Annotated in this window: 20 protein-coding genes and 3 pseudogenes; 5 read left to right on the top strand and 18 right to left on the bottom strand. The window is 69.9% G+C overall.

Going from position 1 to position 20,400, the window contains the following annotated elements:
- Positions 1-511: 511 nt before the first annotated feature.
- From AC07FY_RS24020 to AC07FY_RS24070, 11 genes are all read right to left on the bottom strand, one after another.
- Positions 512-1,204, bottom strand: a complete 693-nt coding sequence (locus tag AC07FY_RS24020; protein WP_479009449.1) for a maleylpyruvate isomerase N-terminal domain-containing protein — start codon at positions 1,202-1,204, stop codon at positions 512-514.
- A 111-nt stretch (positions 1,205-1,315) separates the two neighbouring features.
- Entirely contained in the window at positions 1,316-1,750 is a 435-nt protein-coding gene (locus AC07FY_RS24025) for a thioesterase family protein (RefSeq protein WP_479009451.1), read from the bottom strand.
- A 67-nt stretch (positions 1,751-1,817) separates the two neighbouring features.
- Entirely contained in the window at positions 1,818-2,933 is a 1,116-nt protein-coding gene (locus AC07FY_RS24030) for a GNAT family N-acetyltransferase (protein WP_479009454.1), read from the bottom strand.
- Positions 2,930-4,177 carry an MFS transporter gene (locus AC07FY_RS24035; RefSeq protein WP_479009457.1) on the bottom strand — a complete coding sequence of 416 codons (1,248 nt, stop codon included), beginning with the start codon at positions 4,175-4,177 and terminating at the stop codon, positions 2,930-2,932. Before AC07FY_RS24035 ends, AC07FY_RS24030 begins: the two co-directional genes overlap by 4 nt.
- Before the next feature lie 36 nt (positions 4,178-4,213).
- Entirely contained in the window at positions 4,214-5,422 is a 1,209-nt protein-coding gene (locus AC07FY_RS24040) for an acyl-CoA dehydrogenase family protein (protein ID WP_479009459.1), read from the bottom strand.
- Positions 5,423-5,455: 33 nt separating this feature from the next.
- On the bottom strand, positions 5,456-6,439 hold the full coding sequence (locus AC07FY_RS24045) for a 3-oxoacyl-ACP synthase III family protein (protein ID WP_479009462.1): 984 nt from the start codon (positions 6,437-6,439) through the stop codon (positions 5,456-5,458).
- 96 nt (positions 6,440-6,535) lie between these two features.
- Complete coding sequence (locus tag AC07FY_RS24050) at positions 6,536-7,864, bottom strand: aminotransferase class III-fold pyridoxal phosphate-dependent enzyme (RefSeq protein ID WP_479009465.1); 1,329 nt, start codon at positions 7,862-7,864, stop codon at positions 6,536-6,538.
- Positions 7,865-7,897: 33 nt separating this feature from the next.
- Positions 7,898-8,635, bottom strand: coding sequence for an SDR family oxidoreductase (locus AC07FY_RS24055; protein ID WP_479009467.1), 738 nt, complete (start codon positions 8,633-8,635; stop codon positions 7,898-7,900).
- 3 nt (positions 8,636-8,638) lie between these two features.
- Positions 8,639-9,637, bottom strand: a complete 999-nt coding sequence (locus tag AC07FY_RS24060; protein ID WP_479009470.1) for a Fe(II)-2OG oxygenase family protein — start codon at positions 9,635-9,637, stop codon at positions 8,639-8,641.
- A gap of 66 nt (positions 9,638-9,703) precedes the next feature.
- A complete protein-coding gene (locus tag AC07FY_RS24065) occupies positions 9,704-10,933 on the bottom strand; it encodes an ATP-grasp domain-containing protein (protein ID WP_479009472.1) in 1,230 nt (409 codons plus the stop codon).
- A gap of 3 nt (positions 10,934-10,936) precedes the next feature.
- Positions 10,937-11,071, bottom strand: a complete 135-nt coding sequence (locus AC07FY_RS24070) for a hypothetical protein (protein ID WP_479009475.1) — start codon at positions 11,069-11,071, stop codon at positions 10,937-10,939.
- A gap of 269 nt (positions 11,072-11,340) precedes the next feature.
- Here AC07FY_RS24070 and AC07FY_RS24075 point away from each other — a divergent pair, with 269 nt between their 5' ends.
- Complete coding sequence (locus tag AC07FY_RS24075) at positions 11,341-12,165, top strand: LuxR C-terminal-related transcriptional regulator (protein ID WP_479009478.1); 825 nt, start codon at positions 11,341-11,343, stop codon at positions 12,163-12,165.
- 31 nt (positions 12,166-12,196) lie between these two features.
- Here the strand turns inward: AC07FY_RS24075 and AC07FY_RS24080 are convergent, their stop codons facing one another.
- From AC07FY_RS24080 to AC07FY_RS24105, 6 genes and pseudogenes are all read right to left on the bottom strand, one after another.
- The gene (locus tag AC07FY_RS24080; protein ID WP_479009481.1) at positions 12,197-13,099 is read right to left on the bottom strand and encodes a 3-keto-5-aminohexanoate cleavage protein; all 903 of its coding nucleotides are present in this window, start codon (positions 13,097-13,099) and stop codon (positions 12,197-12,199) included.
- 16 nt (positions 13,100-13,115) lie between these two features.
- Entirely contained in the window at positions 13,116-13,769 is a 654-nt protein-coding gene (locus AC07FY_RS24085) for a hypothetical protein (RefSeq protein WP_479009484.1), read from the bottom strand.
- Between the two features lie 393 nt (positions 13,770-14,162).
- Positions 14,163-15,653, bottom strand: coding sequence for an MATE family efflux transporter (locus tag AC07FY_RS24090; RefSeq protein ID WP_479009486.1), 1,491 nt, complete (start codon positions 15,651-15,653; stop codon positions 14,163-14,165).
- A complete protein-coding gene (locus tag AC07FY_RS24095; protein ID WP_479009737.1) occupies positions 15,637-15,816 on the bottom strand; it encodes a zinc-binding dehydrogenase in 180 nt (59 codons plus the stop codon). Before AC07FY_RS24095 ends, AC07FY_RS24090 begins: the two co-directional genes overlap by 17 nt.
- Before the next feature lies 1 nt (position 15,817).
- The gene (locus tag AC07FY_RS24100; protein ID WP_479009751.1) at positions 15,818-16,111 is read right to left on the bottom strand and encodes a hypothetical protein; all 294 of its coding nucleotides are present in this window, start codon (positions 16,109-16,111) and stop codon (positions 15,818-15,820) included.
- Between the two features lie 56 nt (positions 16,112-16,167).
- A pseudogene (locus tag AC07FY_RS24105) lies at positions 16,168-16,374 on the bottom strand (alcohol dehydrogenase catalytic domain-containing protein); the annotation flags it as partial.
- 113 nt (positions 16,375-16,487) lie between these two features.
- Between AC07FY_RS24105 and AC07FY_RS24110 the strand changes: the two are divergent.
- The 4 genes and pseudogenes from AC07FY_RS24110 (at position 16,488) to AC07FY_RS24125 (ending at position 19,642) form a co-directional block, all read left to right on the top strand.
- Positions 16,488-17,036 carry a PadR family transcriptional regulator gene (locus AC07FY_RS24110; RefSeq protein WP_479009489.1) on the top strand — a complete coding sequence of 183 codons (549 nt, stop codon included), beginning with the start codon at positions 16,488-16,490 and terminating at the stop codon, positions 17,034-17,036.
- A gap of 12 nt (positions 17,037-17,048) precedes the next feature.
- Positions 17,049-17,189, top strand: a pseudogene (locus tag AC07FY_RS24115) (hypothetical protein); the annotation flags it as partial.
- A gap of 201 nt (positions 17,190-17,390) precedes the next feature.
- Positions 17,391-17,965 (top strand): annotated as a pseudogene (locus tag AC07FY_RS24120) (helix-turn-helix transcriptional regulator); the annotation flags it as partial.
- A gap of 189 nt (positions 17,966-18,154) precedes the next feature.
- The gene (locus tag AC07FY_RS24125) at positions 18,155-19,642 is read left to right on the top strand and encodes a hypothetical protein (protein WP_479009740.1); all 1,488 of its coding nucleotides are present in this window, start codon (positions 18,155-18,157) and stop codon (positions 19,640-19,642) included.
- Here the strand turns inward: AC07FY_RS24125 and AC07FY_RS24130 are convergent.
- A complete protein-coding gene (locus AC07FY_RS24130) occupies positions 19,639-20,352 on the bottom strand; it encodes a lipoprotein (RefSeq protein WP_479009492.1) in 714 nt (237 codons plus the stop codon). The genes AC07FY_RS24125 and AC07FY_RS24130 overlap by 4 nt on opposite strands.
- Between the last annotated feature and the right edge of the window lie 48 nt (positions 20,353-20,400).

The raw sequence follows: 20,400 nt of genomic DNA on the forward strand, positions 1-20,400 counted from the left end.
CCCATCCTGCGTCTGCTCTGGCTTAGAACCCCACTGCCGAACCTCCCGGTGCGCGCGCCCGCAGCCGACGCCTTCACCGAGGTGCTGCTCCTGTATTTCGCTGCTGGATCCTTCCGTACCGCGGGTACTTCTCTCACTGCTGTACTGCGAACTGCACTTACTGCTGGTACTGACAACCTGCGTCAACCGCGGTACTGCTGACGGTGGCCCCTGATCACCGCGGGCCACCCGGTCCGGCCGCCAGTCCCGTCGCCATCCTGCACAAGCTTGGCTTCGACACTCCGCCACCGCACCGTCCTGCGTACTGCACCTACTTGTACTGCGGGTACTGCTGCCCGGCAGTTCGTCTCTGCCAGGCCCTTCGGTCTTTCTGGGCTACGAGAGAAACCATAACCACGCCACAGCGCAATGTCTACTCCGGCCGCGATAGATTTTTGGATGTCAGGCGGTGAAGTAATCAGGTGCCGTCGGGAGGGGCCGGTATGGCGGCCCGCGGTGCGGGCCGTGTAGCTCAGCCCAACGTGAGTCGCCGCACGCCGAGTTGTTCGACCTGTGCTTCCTCCGCCCCGTCGAGCGCGGCACGGCCGGTCGCCTTGCGCAGGAGGGTGGGGCGGGTCCAGCCCAGACTCCTGGCTGCGGTGGTCCATCCGGAGCCCAGGACGAGGTCGCCCAGGGTGTCTCCTGCCTCGGGGGTCAGCCATGGCGGCCGCTCGAGGGCGTCCGCCAGGTCCAGGCCGTGAGCGGCGAGTTCCATGAGCCGGGTCAGCAGGAACTCCGACAGGAGCATCGCGTCGCGATGCCGCGTGTACACGCGTCGGCTCGCCGGCTCGGCGCGGCACATCGCCTCCACACGTCGCGCCAGACGCGCGAAGTCCTCCGCGAGCCCGGCTCCGTCGGTCACTCCCGTCGTGCGGTCCTGGGCCATGGCGATCCGAGCCGCGTTGGACTGCGGGGCGAAGCGGTCGTCCGGTCGGTAGTACTCTGCCGCCGTCATGGCCGCGTCGTCCGGCTCAGGACCTTGCAGCATGTCCGGCAACCAGGCGATCACCACGTGGACGTGCGCGAGGAGCTCCCGGACCGACAAGGGATCGCATCGTGTCGGACGCGTCCACTGCGGTTCGGGCAATCGGGAAACCGCCCGGTACAGCGCTTGGGATTCGAGGCGGAATGCTCGCAGTACGCGACTCTGGTCGATGACGGTCATGCTGTCCTCTCGCTGGGCCCCTCGTGTCGCCGACCGCGCTGTCGGGTGCACGCGTGCTCCGCTGTGCCCGGCCGCGGCGTGGGGCCGGGCAGCGGGAGGGCCGGGAGTGTCCTACGACGGGTCCGAGGGCGCCTGACGCGTGGCGATCTTCTGGGAGAAGCGCTCCCTGTCCACGAGTGCCCGCGTGTGCCGGCCCTTCAGCACGCTGCCTGCCGGGTCCGTGGCGGAGACGTCGAACGTGAGGGAGCGCTTGTCCACGTCGGTCAGGGTGGCGGTCACGGTGACGGATTCACCGGTGGGTGTGGGCGCGAGGTGGGAGGAATCGTGGGCGAGCCCCACCGTCATGTCGCCGTCACCCAGGGCGGACTCGATGACCTTCATCGCGGCGATCTCGCTCAGCCACAGCAGGACCGGGGTGGCCAGGACGGGGAGTTCGTTGCCCCACTGCGTGGCCGAGTCCTTCTCGGCCACGGTGTGCGTGAGGGAAGCGCTGGTACCGATGAGGGAGGTCAGGGAGGTCTGGGAGGTCTGGGAAGTGGTCGGCATGCTGTGTCCTTTGCTGATGGTCGGGGGATGCAGGGCGTGTCTTTCGGATCAGACCGGATCAGACCGATCAGGCCGGATCAGCCCGCGGCGTCCGGGCCAGGTGAGCTCGGGCGCTGTCGTCGAGGGGAATGAACCAGGCGTCCCGGGCACAGGTGACGGCTCCGCGGTCCTGCTTGGCGGCGTCCGCGCCGACGGAGAGGTCCAGGCGGGTCACGCCGTGGGTGTAGGCCCATCGGATCGGTTGTTGCACGGCGAGCGTGGAGCGGAGCGGCAAGGCCGCGGAGACGTCCGCGTCGAATCCGGTGTGCCGGACGTAGGCGCTGCTTCCCTGCCGGATCATGGAGACGAATCCGATGGGCCGGCCCTCTCGGGTGGCTCGGATGACGAAGGCATCGTGGCCCAGGTGCTCCAGGTAGGCCCCGTACAGGGCGGTGGCTTCCGCCGCGGTGGAGGAGTCTCCGGGCCGGGTGCTGGAGCTCAGCTCGAGCGGCAGCATCCAGTCGATGTCGGCGGACCGCAGGGGTGCGACGCCGAAGTCGATGCCTGCTCGCTCGATCGTGTCCGCGTCCGCCGTTTCCACGGCACGCTGCCGACGGGGAAGGCTTGCGAGCCAGGCTTCGTAAGCGTCGCCTGGCAGCCCGAGGACGTTGGTTCCGTGGGACGGAAGGCGCACGCCGCCGTGGTGGCGGAAGGCGTGGGCGAGATCGGCGTCCTGGGGTGAGCAGTAGAGCGCGGCCAGAACGGCGGCGCCGCGGTGAGCGGCTTCCTCGGCCGCTGTTCCGAGGAGCCGGGCGAGAAGGGCGGCTCGTCTCCAGGCGGGGCCGCCGGTGTGGAACCTGCTGTGTCCTGGGCGTCGGCCTCCGATGGTGAAGGACGGCAGGAGGACGTCATGGCCGGTGTTCCCGCCGGCGGCTTCGGCGACGAACAGGTCCGGTCGGGTGGCGGGGCCGGCGCTGCTGGTCCCGTCGAAACCGTAGACAGGGGCGAAGGCCCGTCCGCCGTCGTCGCTGACCGAGACGTAGAACTTCTGCCCGTGATGGGCCTGTTCCTCCACGGCCAGCCAGCGGGGGCCGCAGTACAGGTGGGGACGGGTGGCGACGAGCGGGTGGTCGAGGAGGGCAGGGGCCAGGACAGGGTGGATCTCGGGTCCGGTCGCGGTGCGAGGGGTTGCCGTGCTCGTCACGCGGTCTCCGATGAGGACGTCGGGGTGTACAGCACAAGGGGGACGGCAGCGGCCAGGACGATGGCGGCGGCCAAAGCGAGGACGGGACGGGAACCGAAGCGGCTGCCGACGATGCCGGCCACGGCGGATCCCACGGGGTAGGCGCCGAAGGCGATGAAGCGGTAGGCGGAAGTGACGCGACCGAGCAGGTGGGAAGGGACTGCTCGTTGCCGGTAGGACACGGTGACGACGTTGATCAGGATGAGGAGTCCCGTCGCGCCGAGCCCGATGCCCAACGCAGTGGCTGTGGGCAGGAGCGCGGGGAGCAGGAACCCGCCTGCCATGCCCGTCAGCCCCAGGCTCAGATTGAGGCGGGCGCTCAGCCGTGACGTCGCCATCGGGGCGAGGAGGCCGACGATCATGCCGCTTACTCCGGCCACCATGAGCAGCAGGCCGTAGGAGGCACTGCTGAGGCCCAGGGGACCGGGCGTGATCGCGAAGACGGGCAGCGTGGCGTACGCGGCTGCCCACGCCAGGTTCAGGGCGCCTACCCCGAGTGCGTAGACGAACAGGGTGCGGTTCCGGATGAGGAAGAGCAGGCCGGTGCGGATGTCCCGCAGCACTCCGGAGGATGCGGCTTCGGATGTCGGCGGCGCCTTGGCGGGTGAGGCGGGCAGGGCCAGGAGGGCCGCGACGGTGGCGAGGTAGAGCGCGGCGGTGGCGCCGAAGGCCAGTCCGGCGGACAGCCCGACCAGCATGCCGCCGAGCGGGGGCCCCATCAGTTGGTTGGTGGTGATCTCAGCGGTCTGCAGCCGGGAGTTGGCGCGTTCGAGTTGCTCGGGCCGGACCAGGGAGGGGGTGGTGGTGTGGAACGCGGTGTCGAAGACCGTCTCGCCGATGCCCAGGAGGAAGGCGGCAGCGGCCAGCACGGCGATGTGGACGGTTCCCGTGGCGAGCAGGATCGCCGTGGTGCCGAGGATCAGGACGCGCCCGCCGTTGACCCAGCGCATCAGCATCCGCTCGTCCAGACGGTCCACGAGAAGACCGGAGAAGAGGGCGAACAGGATCCACGGGGCGCGCGACATGGCTGTCACCAGGGCCACCCCGCCCGCTCCCCCGCCCTGCTGAACGGCGGCGATGGGCAAGGCGACTTGGTAGATGCCGTCGGCGAGGTTGGAGCCCGCGCATGCCTGCCACAGCCACATGAAGGGGCGGCCCAGGCGGCTTGGGGCTGGCGCCGGGGCGCGTGTGGTCGTCGTGGTCATCGGCTCCTCGCTCCGTGTCACTCGGGATGCGTGCCCTTATGCGGGCTGCTGGGCGAGCATCTGGTTCAGGATGTTCTTCCGCTGCATCTCGCTGGTTCCCCCCGCGATCAGAGTGCCCAGCGCGTCTTGCACGACACGGGTGAGCGGGCCCCGCATGTAGCCGGCGTGTCCCTGCAGCCGCATCAGGTTCTGGGCGGCTTCCACCAGGCCCTCGGAGCCCACGAGCTTGGCGACCGAGCAGCGCAGCGATGCCTGGTCGTCGCCGGCGACCAGGGCGTCGATGCCTGACAGGGCCGTGGCCTTGGCGAGCTCGATGGTGATGCGGATGTCGGTGATGCGCCCTTGTACGTACTGGTGCTCGATGATCGGTGTGCCGAATGCCTCGCGGCTGCGGGCGAACGTGATGACGCGTTCCAGCTGGGGTTCGAGGAAGGCGGCGATCACCAGGCCGTAGAGGGCGCGGTCGAAGCTGATGACGTCGTACAGCGTGCGCAGTCCCTCGCCGGGCTCGCCCAGTACGCAGTCTTCGGGCAGTTCCACACCGTCCAGGGCGATGGATCCGGTGGGGCTGGTGCGAAGGCCGAAGAGTTCTTCGGCGGGTCCCCGGCGGACGCCTCGGGCGTGCAGGTTCACGACGAACAGGGTGATGTCGCGTCGTCCCAGGGCGGGTACGCGTCCCAGGATCAGTGCGCGGTCCGCGACGGGCGCGTTGGTGATGTGGTCCTTCAGACCGGACAGGGTCCAGCCGTCGGCGGTCCGCTCCGCCGTGGTGCGGGTGCGCGAGACATCGGATCCACCGTGCGGTTCTGTCAGGGCGGTCGCACCCACGGCTCCCTTCATCAGGGAGGGCAGGACGGTGCGGTGGTGGAACTCGTTGCCGTGTTCCACCAGGGCGCGGACCAGTCCGGCGTGGGCGATCAGGGACAGGACGAAGCCCAGGTCGTCGCCGTGACGGGCGATCTCCGCGATGTCGAGGGCCAGGTCGCGCCAGGTTCCACCGGTGCCTCCCAGCTGTTCCGGGACGCCGGTGCGCCACAGTCCGTTGTCCGCCAGTCGCTGCCAGGACAGCCGGTCGAGTATCTCTGCCTCGTAGGCGCCTTCGGCGCGCGGGGCGACGTGCGTGCGGGCGAGTTCCGCGAAGTCCACCGCTTTCAGGGGGGACGCCGGTGTGCCCGTGGCTCCTTCGGCGGGGAGGGCGCTTCGCTGCTGCCGCACGGGGCTCGGGCTGATGAGAGGGGCGTTCACTCGCAGGATCTCCTTGGAGGGGGTGGGTGGTCTTCAGTACCAGCGGACGACGAGCGCTCCGGCGGTCATGCCTCCGCCGACGGCGGCCATGACCACGATGTCGCCGCGTTGGATGCGGCCGGCGGCGCAGGCTTCGTCCAAGGTGATGGGGACGGAGGCGGCGGCGGTGTTCCCGTAGCGGTCCACCGTCATGGGGACGCGGTCCGGTCCGATTCCGATCCGCTCGGCGCACTCTTCGATCAGTCGGGCGTTGGCCTGGTGGGTGATGAGGTGGTCGACGTCGTGGACGTCGAGTCCGGCCCCCGCGAGGGCTTCTTTGACGACGTGCGGTACGGCGCGGGTGGCGAAGTCCCACACGCGCCGGCCGTCCATGCGGAAGTAGTGGCGTCGTCCGTCGACGGTGTCGTGGTCGGCCGGCTCGCTGGCGCCACCGGCGGCAATGCCCACGACGTCCAGCTGAGTGCTGTCGGCCATCAGCTCGCAGCCCAGGATCCCGTAGCCCTCGGGGACTTCTCCCAGGATGACCGCCCCGGCCCCGTCACCGAAGAAGACGCACGTGCCCCGGTCCTCGAAGTCGAGGATGCGGCTGTAGGTCTCACAGCCGACCACCATGACGTTGCGGTGCTTGGGAAACGTGCTCATCATCCCGGCCGCGGCTGCGGTGGCGTAGACGAAGCCGCTGCACACGGCGCCGACGTCGAAGGCGGGGATGCCGTTCAGTCCCAGCTTGGCGTGGAGATTGCAGCTGGTGGAGGGTTGGATCTGGTCGGGGCTGCTCGTCGCCACGACGAGCGCGTCCAGCTGGTCCGCTGAGAGGCCGCCGTTTTCCAGGGCGGCCGCGGCGGCCCGGTGGCCGAGATCGGATGTGGTCTGGTCGGCGCGTGCCCGGCGGCGTTGCCGGATTCCGGTGCGTGCGGTGATCCAGGCGTCCGTGGTGTCGACTGTTTGGGAGAGTTCGCCGTTGGTGACGACCCTCTCGGGCAGGTAGGAACCGGTGGCGAGGATGCCGGTGGGCATGGGTGCTCCTGGTGTCGATCCGACGGGGCGGGTCTTCCCGGTCGTGGCGGGCGCGTGCGGGCCGGCGTGGCCGTCGCATCCGGAAAGCCGGTGCCCTCAGGGAAGGTAGGAGCGGCACACGGCGTCGTAGGCCGCCGTGAATCGCGTCAGCATGTCGTCGATCTGCTCGGTCGTGATGATCAGTGCCGGGGCGAAGACGACCGTGTCCCCCATCGCCCGCAGCAGCAGGCCGTGCTCCCGGCAGGCTTCGAGCATGGCGCGGCCCAGGGTCCCCGCCTCCACACCGGCCTCGGCCGGGTCGAACTCGACGCCGCCGAGGAGTCCGTAGTGGCGCACGTCGCGTACCAGCGGGTTGCCGATGAGCTTGTCCAGGCCCGCGGCCAGCGCGGGAGCCACCTCACGGACATGGCCGGGGATGTCGCGTTCGCGGACGATGGCCAGTGTCTCGCGGGCGACGGCGGCACTGACCGGGTGGCCCGAGTAGGTGAATCCGTGCCCGAACGTGCCGAACTCGCGGCTGCCCTCGGTCAGGACCGCGGCCACCTTTTCGCTGACGAGCGTGGCGGAGATGGGCAGGTAGGAGGAGGACAGGCCCTTGGCGGTGGTGATGATGTCCGGGCTCAGGCCGAATTCGGTGGATGCGAACATCGAGCCGGTCCGTCCGTACCCCGTGATCACTTCGTCGGCGATGAACAGGATGTCGTGCTGCCGCAGTAGCTCCTGGATCCGCTGGAAGTAGCCGCGGGGCGGGATGATGAGGCCGCCGGCGCCCAGGATCGGTTCGGAAATGAATGCCGCCACCGACTCGGGGCCCGCTTCGTGCAGCAGGTCCTCGAACTGGTCGACCAGCCAGTCGACCTGTTCCTGTTCGCTCAGGCCCTGGAGGTGGGGGCTGCTCGGGTTGGGGCAGTGTGCGCGTTCGAAATCGGTGGTGTCGAGGCTGAACCCGTGGTGGATGTGGGCGAGGCCGGTCGCGCTCGCTGCGGCCATGGTGGTGCCGTGGTAACCGCAGGAGTGGGAGATGATCTTCCGCCGGACCTGCCGCGAGCGGGCCCAGTGGTAGTAGCGGGCGAATTTGATGGCGCTGTCGTTCGCGTCCGATCCGGAGTTGCCGAAGAAGACCCGGCCCATCGGGATGGGGGCGATCTCGGCTATGTCGTCGGCCAGGGCCAGGGCCACGTCGTTGGTCCGGTTGTTGAACGAGCCGTAGAAGGGCAGCTTGTGCATCTGCCGCGTAGCCGCCTCGACCAGACGGGGTTCGCTGTATCCGAGGGTGACGCTCCACAGCCCGGCGACGCCGTCGAGGAACCACTGTCCCTGTGCGTCGCGGACCTGGATGCCGGATCCTTCGGTGATGACGTGCGGCGGGGTGCCGCTGTGGAGGGCCGAGTGCGGTTCGAGCATGGTCGGCGGTGTTGTTGACACGGAGGCTTCTTTCGCTCGTGAGGGGTGGCTGCCTCAGCGGCCGCCGCCCACTTCGAGGACGGAACCGGTGATGTAGGAGGCGCCGGGAGAGGCGAGGAACACGGCGGCTTGCGCGACTTCGTCCGGCGTTCCGATCCGGCCCAGCGGTACGGAGGTGCGGAGCCGTTCGGGGCGGTCGGGAACGCCGTTGGCTTCGTGCAGGGGGGTGTCGATCAGCCCGGGGGCGACGGCGTTGATGCGGACGCCGTCGGGGGCGGCTTCCTGGGCGGCGCCCCAGGTGTGGGTGTTGACGGCGGCCTTGAGGGCGGCGTAATGCACCCACTCGCCGCCGCCCCCGGTCCGGGCTCCGGTGCTGGAGACGTTCACGATGCAGCCGCCCTCGCCTCCCCTGCTGCGTGCCATGGACCGCATCGCCTCACGCGTGCACAGCACGACGCTGCGGAGAACGGCCCGGTAGGCCGTGTCCAGCTGGGCGATGTCGAGGTCCGTGACGGTGCCCATGCCGCCGGTGACGCCGGCGTTGTTGAACAGGCAGCGCAGCGGTCCGAGCTCGGTCTGCGCCGTATCGAACAGGCGTTTAACGTCCTCTTCGACGCCGACGTCACCTTGCACGCTCAGCGCCTCGACTCCCTGCGCCCGCAGGTCGGCGACGACGGCCGCCGCACCGTCGGCGTTGCTGCGGTAGTTCACGCACACCGGCTGGCGCAGGGTGATCGCGTGGCGTGCGATGGCGGCCCCGATGCCCTGGCCGCCCCCGGTCACGATGATCACGGTTCAGCCGTTGACGACGCCGTAGCGGTCTCCGAGGAAGAACTCCTCGAAGGCCTGGAGGCTGTAGACGTTGTGGGTCTTCAGCAGCCAGCGCTGCTTGAGTCCCTCGATGTCGTGAATGGCGTTCACCTCTCGGCCGTGGATGACGTGCCGGTTGGAGAAGGTCACCGAGTCGCCGGGCTTGGACACCCGCATCTGCTTGCGGGTGTGCAGCGCTCGCACGAAGCGGTCGAGGACCTGCTGGGCCTCCTCGTCCAGGCCCTTGGTGCGGTCCTCGAAGACACGGGCCCCCTCCTCACCGTTGATCACCGCGTGATTCGTGGCACGCCGGTCCTGCAGAACGTTGCCCTCCTGGGTGGAGACGTCGTCGAAGGGGGTGTAGAAGCGCGGCTCGGAGAGGATGTCGCGGTCGCGGTCGCTGAGCTCTTCCAGCGCGTGAACGGTCACGGTGAAGGTGGAGTACACCTCGTTGGTGGGGGTGTCGCGCAGCGTCAGCGTATTGACGAAGTCAGGGCAGACGAAGTGGTTGGTGAAGTCGCGGTGGAACTTCAGCGTGCCGAGGGTCTTCTGCGACTGCGAGTCGAACATCGACTCCTTGGGGTAGATGTCGTGGAAGAAGTCACCGCCGTTCACGCTCAGGTGCCCGATGATCTCGGTACCGGTCAAGACGGCGTAGGCGGCGAGGAAACCCTCGCCGACGAACGTCTTCTTCAGGTGGTACTTCTCGGTGACCGGATCGGCCGAGCTGAACTTCGGCAGATCCTGGTCGATGGGGGCGTTGCCGATGACCACCAGGGGCTGCTTGGAGAAGTCCCGGAGCATGGACATCTCGCAGAAGTCGGTGAAACGGCTGCCCAGGCGCCGGTCGTGCCGCAGCGCCTTGACGTCGGAGAGGTAGCTGTCGAAGTCGCTGTAGGGACTGGCGGCGATGTCGGTGAGGGCGGCCCGCAGTTCCTCGCGCTCGGCGTCGCTGAAAGTGAAGTCGTAGTCGATCTGCTTCATGGAAGGTGTTTCCTTTCCCAGGGCGGTCATCGTCGGCCTGACCTGGTGGGGCGGCCGGATACGGACTCAGGCTGTGAAGATCGCCTTGTGGGCGTCGAGGGTGTGGAGGTCCCGCTGCAGAGCGGCGTAGTCGTCGTTCCACAGCAGGACGGCGGCGGCGAAGTCGCGGATGTCCTGGGGGGCTTCGGTGGTCTGGCCCACTTCGACGTTCCACTGCCAGTGATGGTCGCTGCGCAGTTCTGCCTGCTCCAGCGTGGTGATCCGGCCTTCTGCCTTGGGGAAGTAGACCCAGGCCGCGTGGGGGCCCTGCCCCTCGGAGGAGGGAAGCCGCTCACCGCGCTGCAGCCGGAAGTGGGCTTCCTCGATGTCGAGGCCCCAGGCGATCCGGCTGGTGGCGGGGACCATGGCCGCCGGCGCCCGGGCTGCGATCTCCAGGAACACCAACTGCCCGTCGGGCCGGCGGTAGATCTCGTGGTGGAAGGCACCGTTGCGCGGTTTGTCCTCCAGGGCCTCGAGCACGCGGGCGTTGAAGTCGATGAGCCGGCTGCGCACCGGCGCGTCGTGCGGGATGGTGTAGCTGGCACACACCCGGCCGGTGACGTAGTCGAAGCACGGATGGAGGTACGCGTTGGCCTCGACGTGCACGATGCGACCCTCGTGGACTGCCGAGTCGACGTGGAAGAGCTCCCCTTCGAGGAACTCGTCGAGCTCGTAGCGGCCGTCGCCCGCCTGGAGCGCCCACGCGTGGAAGGAGTCGGCATCTGCGATCTTCCGCGCCCCCACGCTGCCGGACTCCGCGACGGGCTTGACGAACATGGGCCAGCCCAGGGCCGAGGCCAGATCTGCCACGTAGCCGTCGGGGTCGCTTCGGTAGTGGTGCGCAGACCACTCCCGATGCTCGGGCATGGGGATGTCCGAGGCCGACAGGGCGCGCTTCATGGCGACCTTGTCCACGAACGCGGCCAGCTGATGGGGCCGGTCCCCCTCGATACCGCACATCTGACGGGCCTCGGCGACGGCTGCCAGGGAGTACTCGTCGTGGCACAGCAGGCGGATCGAGTCTCGGTCGGAGGCCGGCAGCGAGGAGCGGATGGAGGTCACGCAGCGCGCCAGCGCATCAGCGCTGAAGTCCGTCTGGACGATGATCTGTGCGAAGACGTCGGCGCGCTCCCGCTTCGACAGCTTCTGGTGCTGCACGGGGCTCGTGATGAGGATCAACCGGCGATGAGGACGCGCCAGCACTGCCGGGTCGATGCGGAACGAGGCGACGTTCTGCACCACGATGTCAGTCCGCATGCCTCAGCCTTCGTTCTGCGGAGCTGTGTCCCAGATGTTTCCCGGTTCCGTCACCTGTGGTGACTCCGTCGCCGCGGCCGGGGACACGACTGCGCCCAGGAACAGGGCGGCGACGCTCATCGCCACAAGGGTCTTCATACGACTTCCCTTCAACTCATCATGGCCACGCGGACACAGCACCGGGTGTCCGCACGCCTGTGGCGCATGCACCGACTAACGTTGCATGTAGTGGACATGCAGCTAGTGGACGCACAGGAGTAGTCATAGATCTGGACGAAATCGACATTCGGCTCTACAAGGCCGAAGTCGGTCAACTCAGGCATTCGGAAGAGGAGCTCGCGCAGCACATCGGCATATCCCGCCAAGAGCTGCGCACGAGGCGCACCCGCCTCTGCGATCTCCACCTCTTGAAACGCGTCGACGAAAGGACCTTCGTAGCCCGAAGCCCGCACGCAGCGGCCGACTCCCTGCTCGCAGAGAAGGAACGGGAACTCGACAGGCAGCGCCGGGACATCACCGCACGCCGCGAGGAACTGGCAGCCCTCACAGCCGACTACCTCGAAGCCAGACGCATGCGCTCCACGTCGGACGACGTCGAACTCCTGGAGGGTGTGGAAACAGTGCGCGCCATGCTCACCGACCTCGCCACCCTGAGCAGGCACAGTGTCGATTCCATGGTCACCGGAGGCGCGCAGAGCGACGCCGCCATCGAAGCCGCGTTACCCGTCGACCGAGAACTGCTCGAACGGGGCGTCGCGCTGCGCAGCCTCTTCGCCGGGCCGGCAATGGCCCACTCACCGACGGCGCGTTACCTGCGAGCGATCGAGGGGGCAGGGGCGCGCGTCAGACTCAATCCCCTCCTGCCCACGCGCATGCTGATCTACGATCGGGAATCCGCGGTCATTCCCCTGGACCCGAACGACACCACCCGGGGGGCGGTCCTCATCCGCTCCGGCGCGATCCTCAATCTGCTCACCCACCTGTTCGACCTCTACTGGCGACAGGCCAGGCCGCTCGCCGCAGCGCCCGGCGAGGGAGACGAGCTGACCTCCCTGGAAAGCACCGTCCTGCGTCTCATGGCGGCCGGGAACCTCGACGAGGTCATCGCGAGACACATCGGAGTCTCGGTGCGCACCACGCGCCGGATCGTCAGCGATCTGACGAACCGCCTGGGGGCGACGAGCCGCTTCCAGGCGGGGGTCGAGGCCGTGAACCGGGGATGGATCTCCTGACCTGCCGGGCCGGGCCGGTGCGGCAACCGACTCAGGTCACCGGCCGGCTCGGCCCGACTGGGCCCGAGTGCGGGCCGGGCCGGCCGGTCCGGCTCCCCGGCGCACCGGCGCTGCGTCCGACGACGAGCCGCATCAGGTGGGCGTTGTCACGGACCGGGGCGCCGTACGGATCCACCAGCACGTCCTCCAGCCCCACACGGGTCTCCAAACCCGCCGACAGGGCCTTGTCCAGCACGGGCCACGTACTGTCCCCATCGCCGTGCAACAGCGCCGGGACGGTCACGGCGGCGGCGTCCTGCAGCACTGCCAGGATCCGATCGGCCTCCTGCAGCGCCGTCTGTGGTGGCTTCCCGATGACCTCCACCAGAACACGGACGCACGATCCGAGCAACGGACTGTCGAGGAGGAGGTGTGCGTCGGCCACCGACCAGACACCGGCTTCGACACCGATGCCCATCTCGCTGAGCACGCGCGCCATGTCATCGAAACCCGGTTCGCTGACGTTGAGGGAGACGAAGTCCGGCAGATCCGGCGTGTCCCGCCACCGGGCGACCTGCTCCAGACGCCGGGTCACGTCTCCGTCCGTGATCCACAGCCCGGTCGACACCCCCACGGGCAACCGGCATGCCGCGCGCACCGCGCCGACGGCTTCCGCGATGTCACCGACCTCGAGGCTTTCCCGCCCGGCTCTGTTCCTGGGGTGCATGTGGATGCTGGTCGCACCCTCGGCCGACACCGCTGCCGCATGCGCGGCCAGCTGCTGCGGGGTGAGGGGGACGGCGTCATGCTCGGGACGGGTACGGCGGCCGTTGAGACATGCTTGGATCACCTTTCGATCCTGCCACAGCGACGCACTCCGCCCGGCCACGCGCCAGGGCTCGTCACACGAGCATGACGCGGGGTTCGCTGCGGCGTCGCCCGTGGATGAGGCCATGGCCTTTCTTCCCGGCTCAGGGCCTGGCGTACCAGCCGTTCTCGCCGCTGCCTTCCGACGGGTCGTAGGACTGGTGCAGTCCGAGCAGCGCGGCCACCAGCCGGGGGTCCCAGCTCCCGTCGAGGACCCGGTACTCGTCCGCGACCCCCCGGAAGACGATGTGCGCCCGGCGTGAGGGGTCGCGCCAGATCACTCTGCGCGGCTTGCCGAAGGCGTCGTCGCCCTCGCCGAGCAGGGCCATGATCAGCCACACCAGGCTCACGGGCAGGCCGACGGGCCACCACACCGCCCACCAGAACAGGCGCCCGCGGAAGCCGCGCACGCAGTGCCCGGTCACCGACTCGACGGTCCACCGGGCGCGGGCGCCGCGCAGGGCGCGTCCGCGTCGGTACGTGATCCGGCCCAGCGGGGCGCCGTACGGGTCGTCGACGCGGTACACGGCGGGGCGTGCGCTCACGCGCGAGCCCGTCTCCTCGGTCGACACCCGGGCGATCGCGCTCTGGCCCTCATCGACGACGTCGAAGGTACGGGCGGAGGGGTGCGCGGCGCCTCCGTGGCCGTCGGGCCTGCGGCAGAGCATGCCGATGGCGACATCCCCTTCGCGTCCCGAACCGTCGCCGTGACGGACGACGACCGGCAAGGACGCCCCGTACCGCACGTTGTACGTCATCCGGCTCTGTGTCACGCGCTGCCCTTCCCCCGCGATGCCGCACGGCGGCGCTTTCCGGCCCTCATGATGTCAGCCGCCGTTTCGGAGACGTCCGGAGGGGAAGCCGGGGACCGCGAAGAGCCACTTCTGCGACCCGTCGGGCACTCCCCGGGCCCTGTCCTGCACCGGTGCATGGCCCGAAGGGTCCGGTTGCATCGCGAGGGAGAGGGCCGCGCCGGCGCTGACGGTCATGACGCGTCCATCGCCACACGCCCCCGGACCACATCTGCGACGGGAGGGGGGACGGGCAGCTGATTCTCGTCCGACTGGCCGACCCCATAGCCATCCACAGGCTGGAGCAGGCCCGCAGGACGGAACACGAAGCCCTGTTCGAGGCCGCGTTGCTCACATCGCTCACATCGGCGTTACGCGGCGCTGCCGGGCTTCCCGTCCACGACGGACTGCCGCCGAACCGGCGTCCAGCAGACATCGGCTTGTCGCAAGAGATCCACCAGCCGAGGCAGATCTCCCGGGCTTTTGCGTCGCGAAGTATCGCCGGAAGAGGATGTACGCCATCGCGTATTGAGCGCCTACGCCGAGGATCATCGACAGCCAGACCCCTTGCACTCCCAAGGCGGGCAAAGAGCTCAGACCAAAAGTAAGCGGCAGCTGCACCGCCCCTCCGAGCAGGGTCACCCAGAACAACGACCGACTGCGGCCTCCCCCGGTGAAGACCCCGCCGAGCCCCACGACACCGGCGAGGAGCAACAGGTAGGGCAGGAGGTACCACAGCAGCACTCCACCTGAGTCAACGACTCCTTCCGACTCGCTGAACAGCCCCATCAGCGGCCGCCCGCCCAAGGCGAGGGCGAGGCCCGCACCGCCGCCGACCATCGTGGCCAGCACGACGCTCTGCCGCCCGATCAGGAATTCCGCAGCCTCGCCGGCGCCCCTGGTGCGCGCAGTGAGGATGCTTCCGGCCTGGCGCACGGCATAGAAGGCCATGGTGACGAAGAAGAGCACCTTGAACCCGATGCCGTAGGCCGCCAGCGGGTCCCGGCCGAACCGCGCGACGACTCCGACCAAGGTCATGCTGATGCCCATGCGCAGGACGAAGTCCCCGGAGGCCGGCAGCCCGACGGTCAGCATTCGGCGCAGGGCTGCGGGCCACCGCAGGAGGGTCGCCTCGGCGCCCTCCGAGTCGGTGAGCCGCTTGCGGCGAAGCAGCACGACACTCACGCACAGGGCGAGTCCGCGGCCGAGGAGCATGCCCAGGGCGGCGCCTTGGACCCCCATATGAGGGAGTGGGCCGACTCCGTAGATGAGCAAGGGGTCGAGGACCAGGATGAGGGAGTTGGCGAGGATCGCCGTCCGCATCGGCGTCCGGGTGTCGCCGGTCCCCTTGAAGAGGCCGTCGACCACGTTCTGCGCGAAGAACACCGCCATACCGGGGAAGGCGATGGCGAAGAACTCCGCCGTGAGCCGGACCACTTCGCTGTCGCCTCCGGCGAGGAGGTTCGCGATCGGCTCGCGCACGATGAAGCCTCCGATCACCACGGCGGGCGTGATCACCAGCCATAGCACCCGGGCGGCCTGCATGATCACGGGCACGTCGCCCCGCCTGCCGGCGCCGAGGGCATCGGCGATCAGTACGGTGCCCCCGACGTTGGCCACGAGGATGATGCCGAGAAGCACGTTCTCCAAGGTCGTGGCGATGGCGACGGCGCCGACCGCGGCCTCTCCCAGCCGGGACACCCAGACCGTGTCGATGATGCCGGCGACCACTCCCGAGAGCAGTTCCAGGTAGACCGGAATGCCAAGGCCCAGCAGTGTCCGGCGGGCCGAGGCGGGGGTGAGTGCGGCCTCTTTCCCGGGCACGGTGTGGAGGTCAGGGGTGGTGGACAACGGCCACAACCTTTCCGATGGCGCGGTTGGCTTCCATGTACCGGTGCGCGTCCGCCATGTCCTGCAGGCGGAAGATCCGGTCGACGGCGACGGAGCAGTCGCCGGACTCGACCGCGCGGACGATGCCGTCGAGCGCGCTTCGGGCCCAGCCACCCCGGTTGATCTCACTGCTGGAGAAGGGCGTCCGCCGTGCGCGTGTCCCGGGTGGTGGCCGCGATCTCCACGCTCCGGCCGGCGGCCAGGGCGAGTGCCGCCGTGCCGACCGAGGAAGTGGCGGCGCGGATCAGCAGCCGGGGGCCGGGCCGCAGGCGCAGTGCTTCGAGCGATCCGTACGCGGTCAGGTAGGACTCGGGGAGCGCCGCCAGAGTGGTCCAGGGCAGAGTGGAGTCGAGCCGCAGCAACTGCGCCGTGGGCGGGAGCGCGTACTGCACGTAACTCCCGTCGAAATGCCGCCCCATCCCGCCCATGGCGGCAGCGACGGCCGTGCCCACGGGGAACCGGGGTCGGACGACTCCTCGATGACACCCGTGCATTCGATGCCGAGGACCCTGGGAAGGCAGACGCCGGGGGACAGCCCGCGGCGGGTGAACAGCTCCGAGCGGTTCAGCCCCAGGGCCATGACCCGTACGAGGGCCCAGCCCGCGCGTAATCGCGGCCGCCGCAGGTCACGCACGCGCAGTACTTCCGGGCCGCCCGGGCGGTCCAGCACTACGGCTCGCACGGTCGAACCACCCCCTCAACGGACCTGTGCAGTCGGCACGTTAGCAACATACCTCGATTAGAGTCCCTCGAAAAGAGGTAAGTAGACTGAGGGCGACCACGGAAAGGAGAGCCGTGCTGGCGCTTTCAATCCTCGGTTTCCTCGCCGAGCGACCCATGCATGCCTACGAACTCAGACAGGTCATCTCCGACCTGATCGGCCACAACCGGCCCGTCAGCGACGGCGCCCTGTACCCGGCGCTCAACCGGCTCCGGGAGGCGGGCCACCTGGAGCGGCACCCCGAGGCCGACGCCGGGGCGCGTACGCGCCAGGTGCTCCGCATCACGGAGAGCGGGCGTGAGGAGCTGATGCGGCGGCTGTCGGAGCCGAAGACCAGCGAAATCACCGACGGCGGTTCCTTCTTCACCCTGCTCGCCTTCCTGAGCCGGCTGCCGGAACCGGAACAGCAGGCGGCCGTACTCCGGCGTCGGCTGGACTTCCTCACCCGGCCCGCGAGTTTCTTCAGCCACTCGGGCGCGCCCGCGCGCATCAAGGACGTGGACGACCGCTACCGCAAGGGCATGCTGATCATGGCTCGTGCGGCGCAGCAGGCCGAACGCGCCTGGCTGGAGCAGACCCTCGCGGAACTGACCGGCGGGACGGCGGCCTCGGCGGAGGCGTGACTCCCGGGCGCCGTGCTGATTCCGCTCGCCACCCCGCACCGGGCCAACGGGCACGCCGGGCCACTGGTTCTGGGCCATGAGAGGGTCGGGCGGGGGGGCCTCGGCGCGGAGGTCACGGAGTTCACTTGCGGGGACGTGGTGGTCCCCGGCTCGGGCGCCTCCTGCGGGACGTGCCGGTGGTGCCGGGCACGCCGGACCAACCTGGCGCGACGTACTACTACACGGTGGGCCTGCACGTGGATGGAGGTCTCGCCGAGAAGGTCAACGTGCGCGCACCGATCAGCCGGCCGGTGGGGAACTGCCCTCCGGATGCAACGTCGGAGGCGATGCTGTACACCGCCCAGCAAAGCGCGCCCAGAAGGTAGACGCTCGGTGACCCCGGCCGGTTTTCGGAAACGGGTTTTGTATCTCGACTCCTCGCAGCTCGGCGACAGCCTCATCGGTCTGGCGGTCGACAGCCCCGTCCGACGACCCCCTGCTGCGCCGGCGCGTCCACCAGCTCCACCAGGTGCTCGAGCGCTCCGGTGACGAACTGGAGGCGGAGAGCCGGTTGGCGCTGGTCTCCGAGCGCCTGCGCGACCATCTCGAAGGACGCTTCGAGGACCGCGCACCGACCCGCGACGCCGGTATCGCGCACCGGCTGCGCGACCTCCTCGACACCGGGTTCGTGGAGGGCGTCAGCCTCCAGGACGCCTCGGCGGCGCTCCACGTCCACCCCGCGCACCTGGTCCGGGTGTTCAGCCGGGAGTTCGGCATGGGGCCGCACCAGTACCTGAACGGGGCGGCGCGTGGACCTGGCCCGCAAGCTGCTCCTCGCGGGCATGGCCCCCCGCCTGGTGGCCGTCTCGGCCGGTTTCTACGACCAGTCCCACTTCACCCGGCACTTCAAGCGCGTCCTCGGCACCAGCCCTGGCCGCTACGTCCGCAGCGGCCCGGCCCGCCACCTGGCGGACCCTCGCCCGCTCGCCCCGCCGGGAGTCCCGGAGGAGCCGGTGCGGAACCCAACGGGTTGGGTCCCCGGAGTGCCTGCCGTCAGATCGCGGGCGGTGCCGAAGCGCGGATGCGGGAGTGGGAGTGGGGCTGGGTGTGGGAGTGGGACGAGATGGCAGGATGACGCGGTGTCCGACTCCGAATCCCTGAGTGAACTGTGGCTGCGCGGTGTCGCCTTCAACGCGGCGGCGCCCGCCGACGTGCTGATACGTCTCCTGGACGAAGCGGCCGGTGAGGCCGGCTCGCTGATGTGCGAGGACCGCGACCTGCCCGACGCCGTCATCGACGCGGCCCTGTGCCACCCGGTCGAGCGGATCCGCCGCGCCCTCGCCCGCAACCTGCACGTCGACCCCGCACGGCTCGCTCCCTTGGCATCGGACCCTTCGGGACTCGTCCGTGCGCACCTCGCCAGGGGCCCCCGCACCTGGCTCCGGCCCCGGCGGGTCCGGCCCCTGCCGAACGACATCCTCGTCACCTTCCTGACCGCCCGGGAAGGAGGCGAGGACGGCAGGCTCAGCGAAAAGGACATCGTCGGGGAGCTCTGGTCCTCCCGGCAGGTCCCGCTGTCCTTCCCGCGGGACATGGCCGGTCACGACCACCCCGCACTCCGTCTGCACGCCGCCTTCCAGTGGCAGTCACTCACCGCTGCGCAGCGCGACGCCCTGCTCGATGACCCCGATCCCGCCGTACGGGAAGCAGCCGGGAGGGGCAGCCGGCAGCTGGACCCTGAGGCGGTGGAGGCCGAGCTGCCGCCCATCGGATCACGCTACGCGGTGTCCGTGCTCAGCACCTGTGCCCTGTCCCCCGCGGTCGTCGAGCGGTGCTTCGCGGACGACCAGGTGCTCCCGCTGGCCCACAACCGCCATACCCCGGCCGACGCCGTCGCCCGGCTCGCCCGCCACCCCGATGCGGAGATCCGCAGGCTGGTCGCCACCCGACCCGACCTGGGACCGGCGGCGGCGGAGCTGAGGCGGGATCCGGACGAAGACGTGCGGATGCGTGCCCGCCTCCAGCCCTCCATCCGTACCTGGACCGAATGCGAGGCGGTCCGGAGCGTGGTCGATCACGGTCGCGACTGCACCTGCCCGATCACGCAGCCGGCCACCGAGCCGTCACCCGACTGGTACGCCGCCTGCGCGGCCTCCGGGGAACCGGCGCTCCGCGCGGTCGCGGCGAGTTGGCCCGGCCTGCCCGCGGAGCTCGTCGGGGCTCTCGCGCGGGACGACGACGAGGAGGTACGGATCCGGCTGGCCTGCCACCACCCGCTGGCGCCGCCGCACCTGCTCCTGGCCGTCTTCGTCGCCCGCCCGGCCCACCGTCCGCACCTGCTGACGCTGCCCCACTTCCCGCGCACCGGCCGGACGCACCTCATCGGCCACCCGGACCCGGAGGTACGTGCCCTGGCCGCAGCCGATCCCGACCTGCCCCAGCCGCCGGTGGGGGATCCCGACGTGTCGGTGCGCCGGGCGGCCGCCGCCAATCCGCGCCTGGCACCGGAGGCCCTGGAGCTGCTCCTGGCCGACCCGCGCACCGCGGAGGGCGCTGCGTCCAACCCGTCCCTTCCCGTCCCGCGCATGCACGGACTCCTGGACCGCTGCCTGAACGGAGCCGCCTAGCCGGCGGCCCTCAGCGACTGCTGGGCCAGCCGGAGGGCGGGCAGCATCCGGTCGTGCTCGGCACTGTCCAACCCGCCCAGGTGGATGACGACCGCCTTGCCGCCGGGAGTCACCGCGGCGAAGGCGCTCTCCTTCTTCGGCTCGTCCAAAGGCGCCGTCTCGTACGAGACCTGGACGGCGGGCAGCGCGGTCCCGCCGGTGGCGCCGCCCGTACCGGCCCGCACCTCGGTGTAGACCGGCGCGCCCTTGACCTTCTCGCCGGCCATGAACGCTTCGAGCACCGTGCGGGCGTCTCCGGGGGCGGCCGGCCCGTCGGCGACCCAGACGCGCAGGAAGCCGATCATTCCGGCGGGCTTGGCGTCGATCTCGCACGCGAGGGTCGTGCCGCCCTGCTTGAAGAGGGAGGCGAACTGGTCGTCCTCGGCGTGCGTGACGGCCTTGGGTTTCCAGTTCTGGGCCACGTCGAAGGAGACGGGCAGCCCGCACGCGGTGCCGTCGCCGCCGACGGAACCGGCGGCCTTGAAGCCGTCGGCCGGCCCCGCACCGGCGCTCGCGCTCGCGCTCGCGGCCGGCTTCGGGTCCTGCGCACCCTCTGCGGCCGGGCCCTTCGCCGGGTTCGACGGCCCGCACGCGGTCAGTCCCGCCGCCAGGACCACCAGGGCACCCGCCCCCAGGGCACCCATGCCCGCTCGCGCCGGCCCGCGCCTCATCTCCCGCACTCCCCCACCCCTCACGCACGATGACCAAAGAGCGGTCAA

It is taken from the genome of Streptomyces sp. NPDC045967 (genome assembly GCF_056430495.1).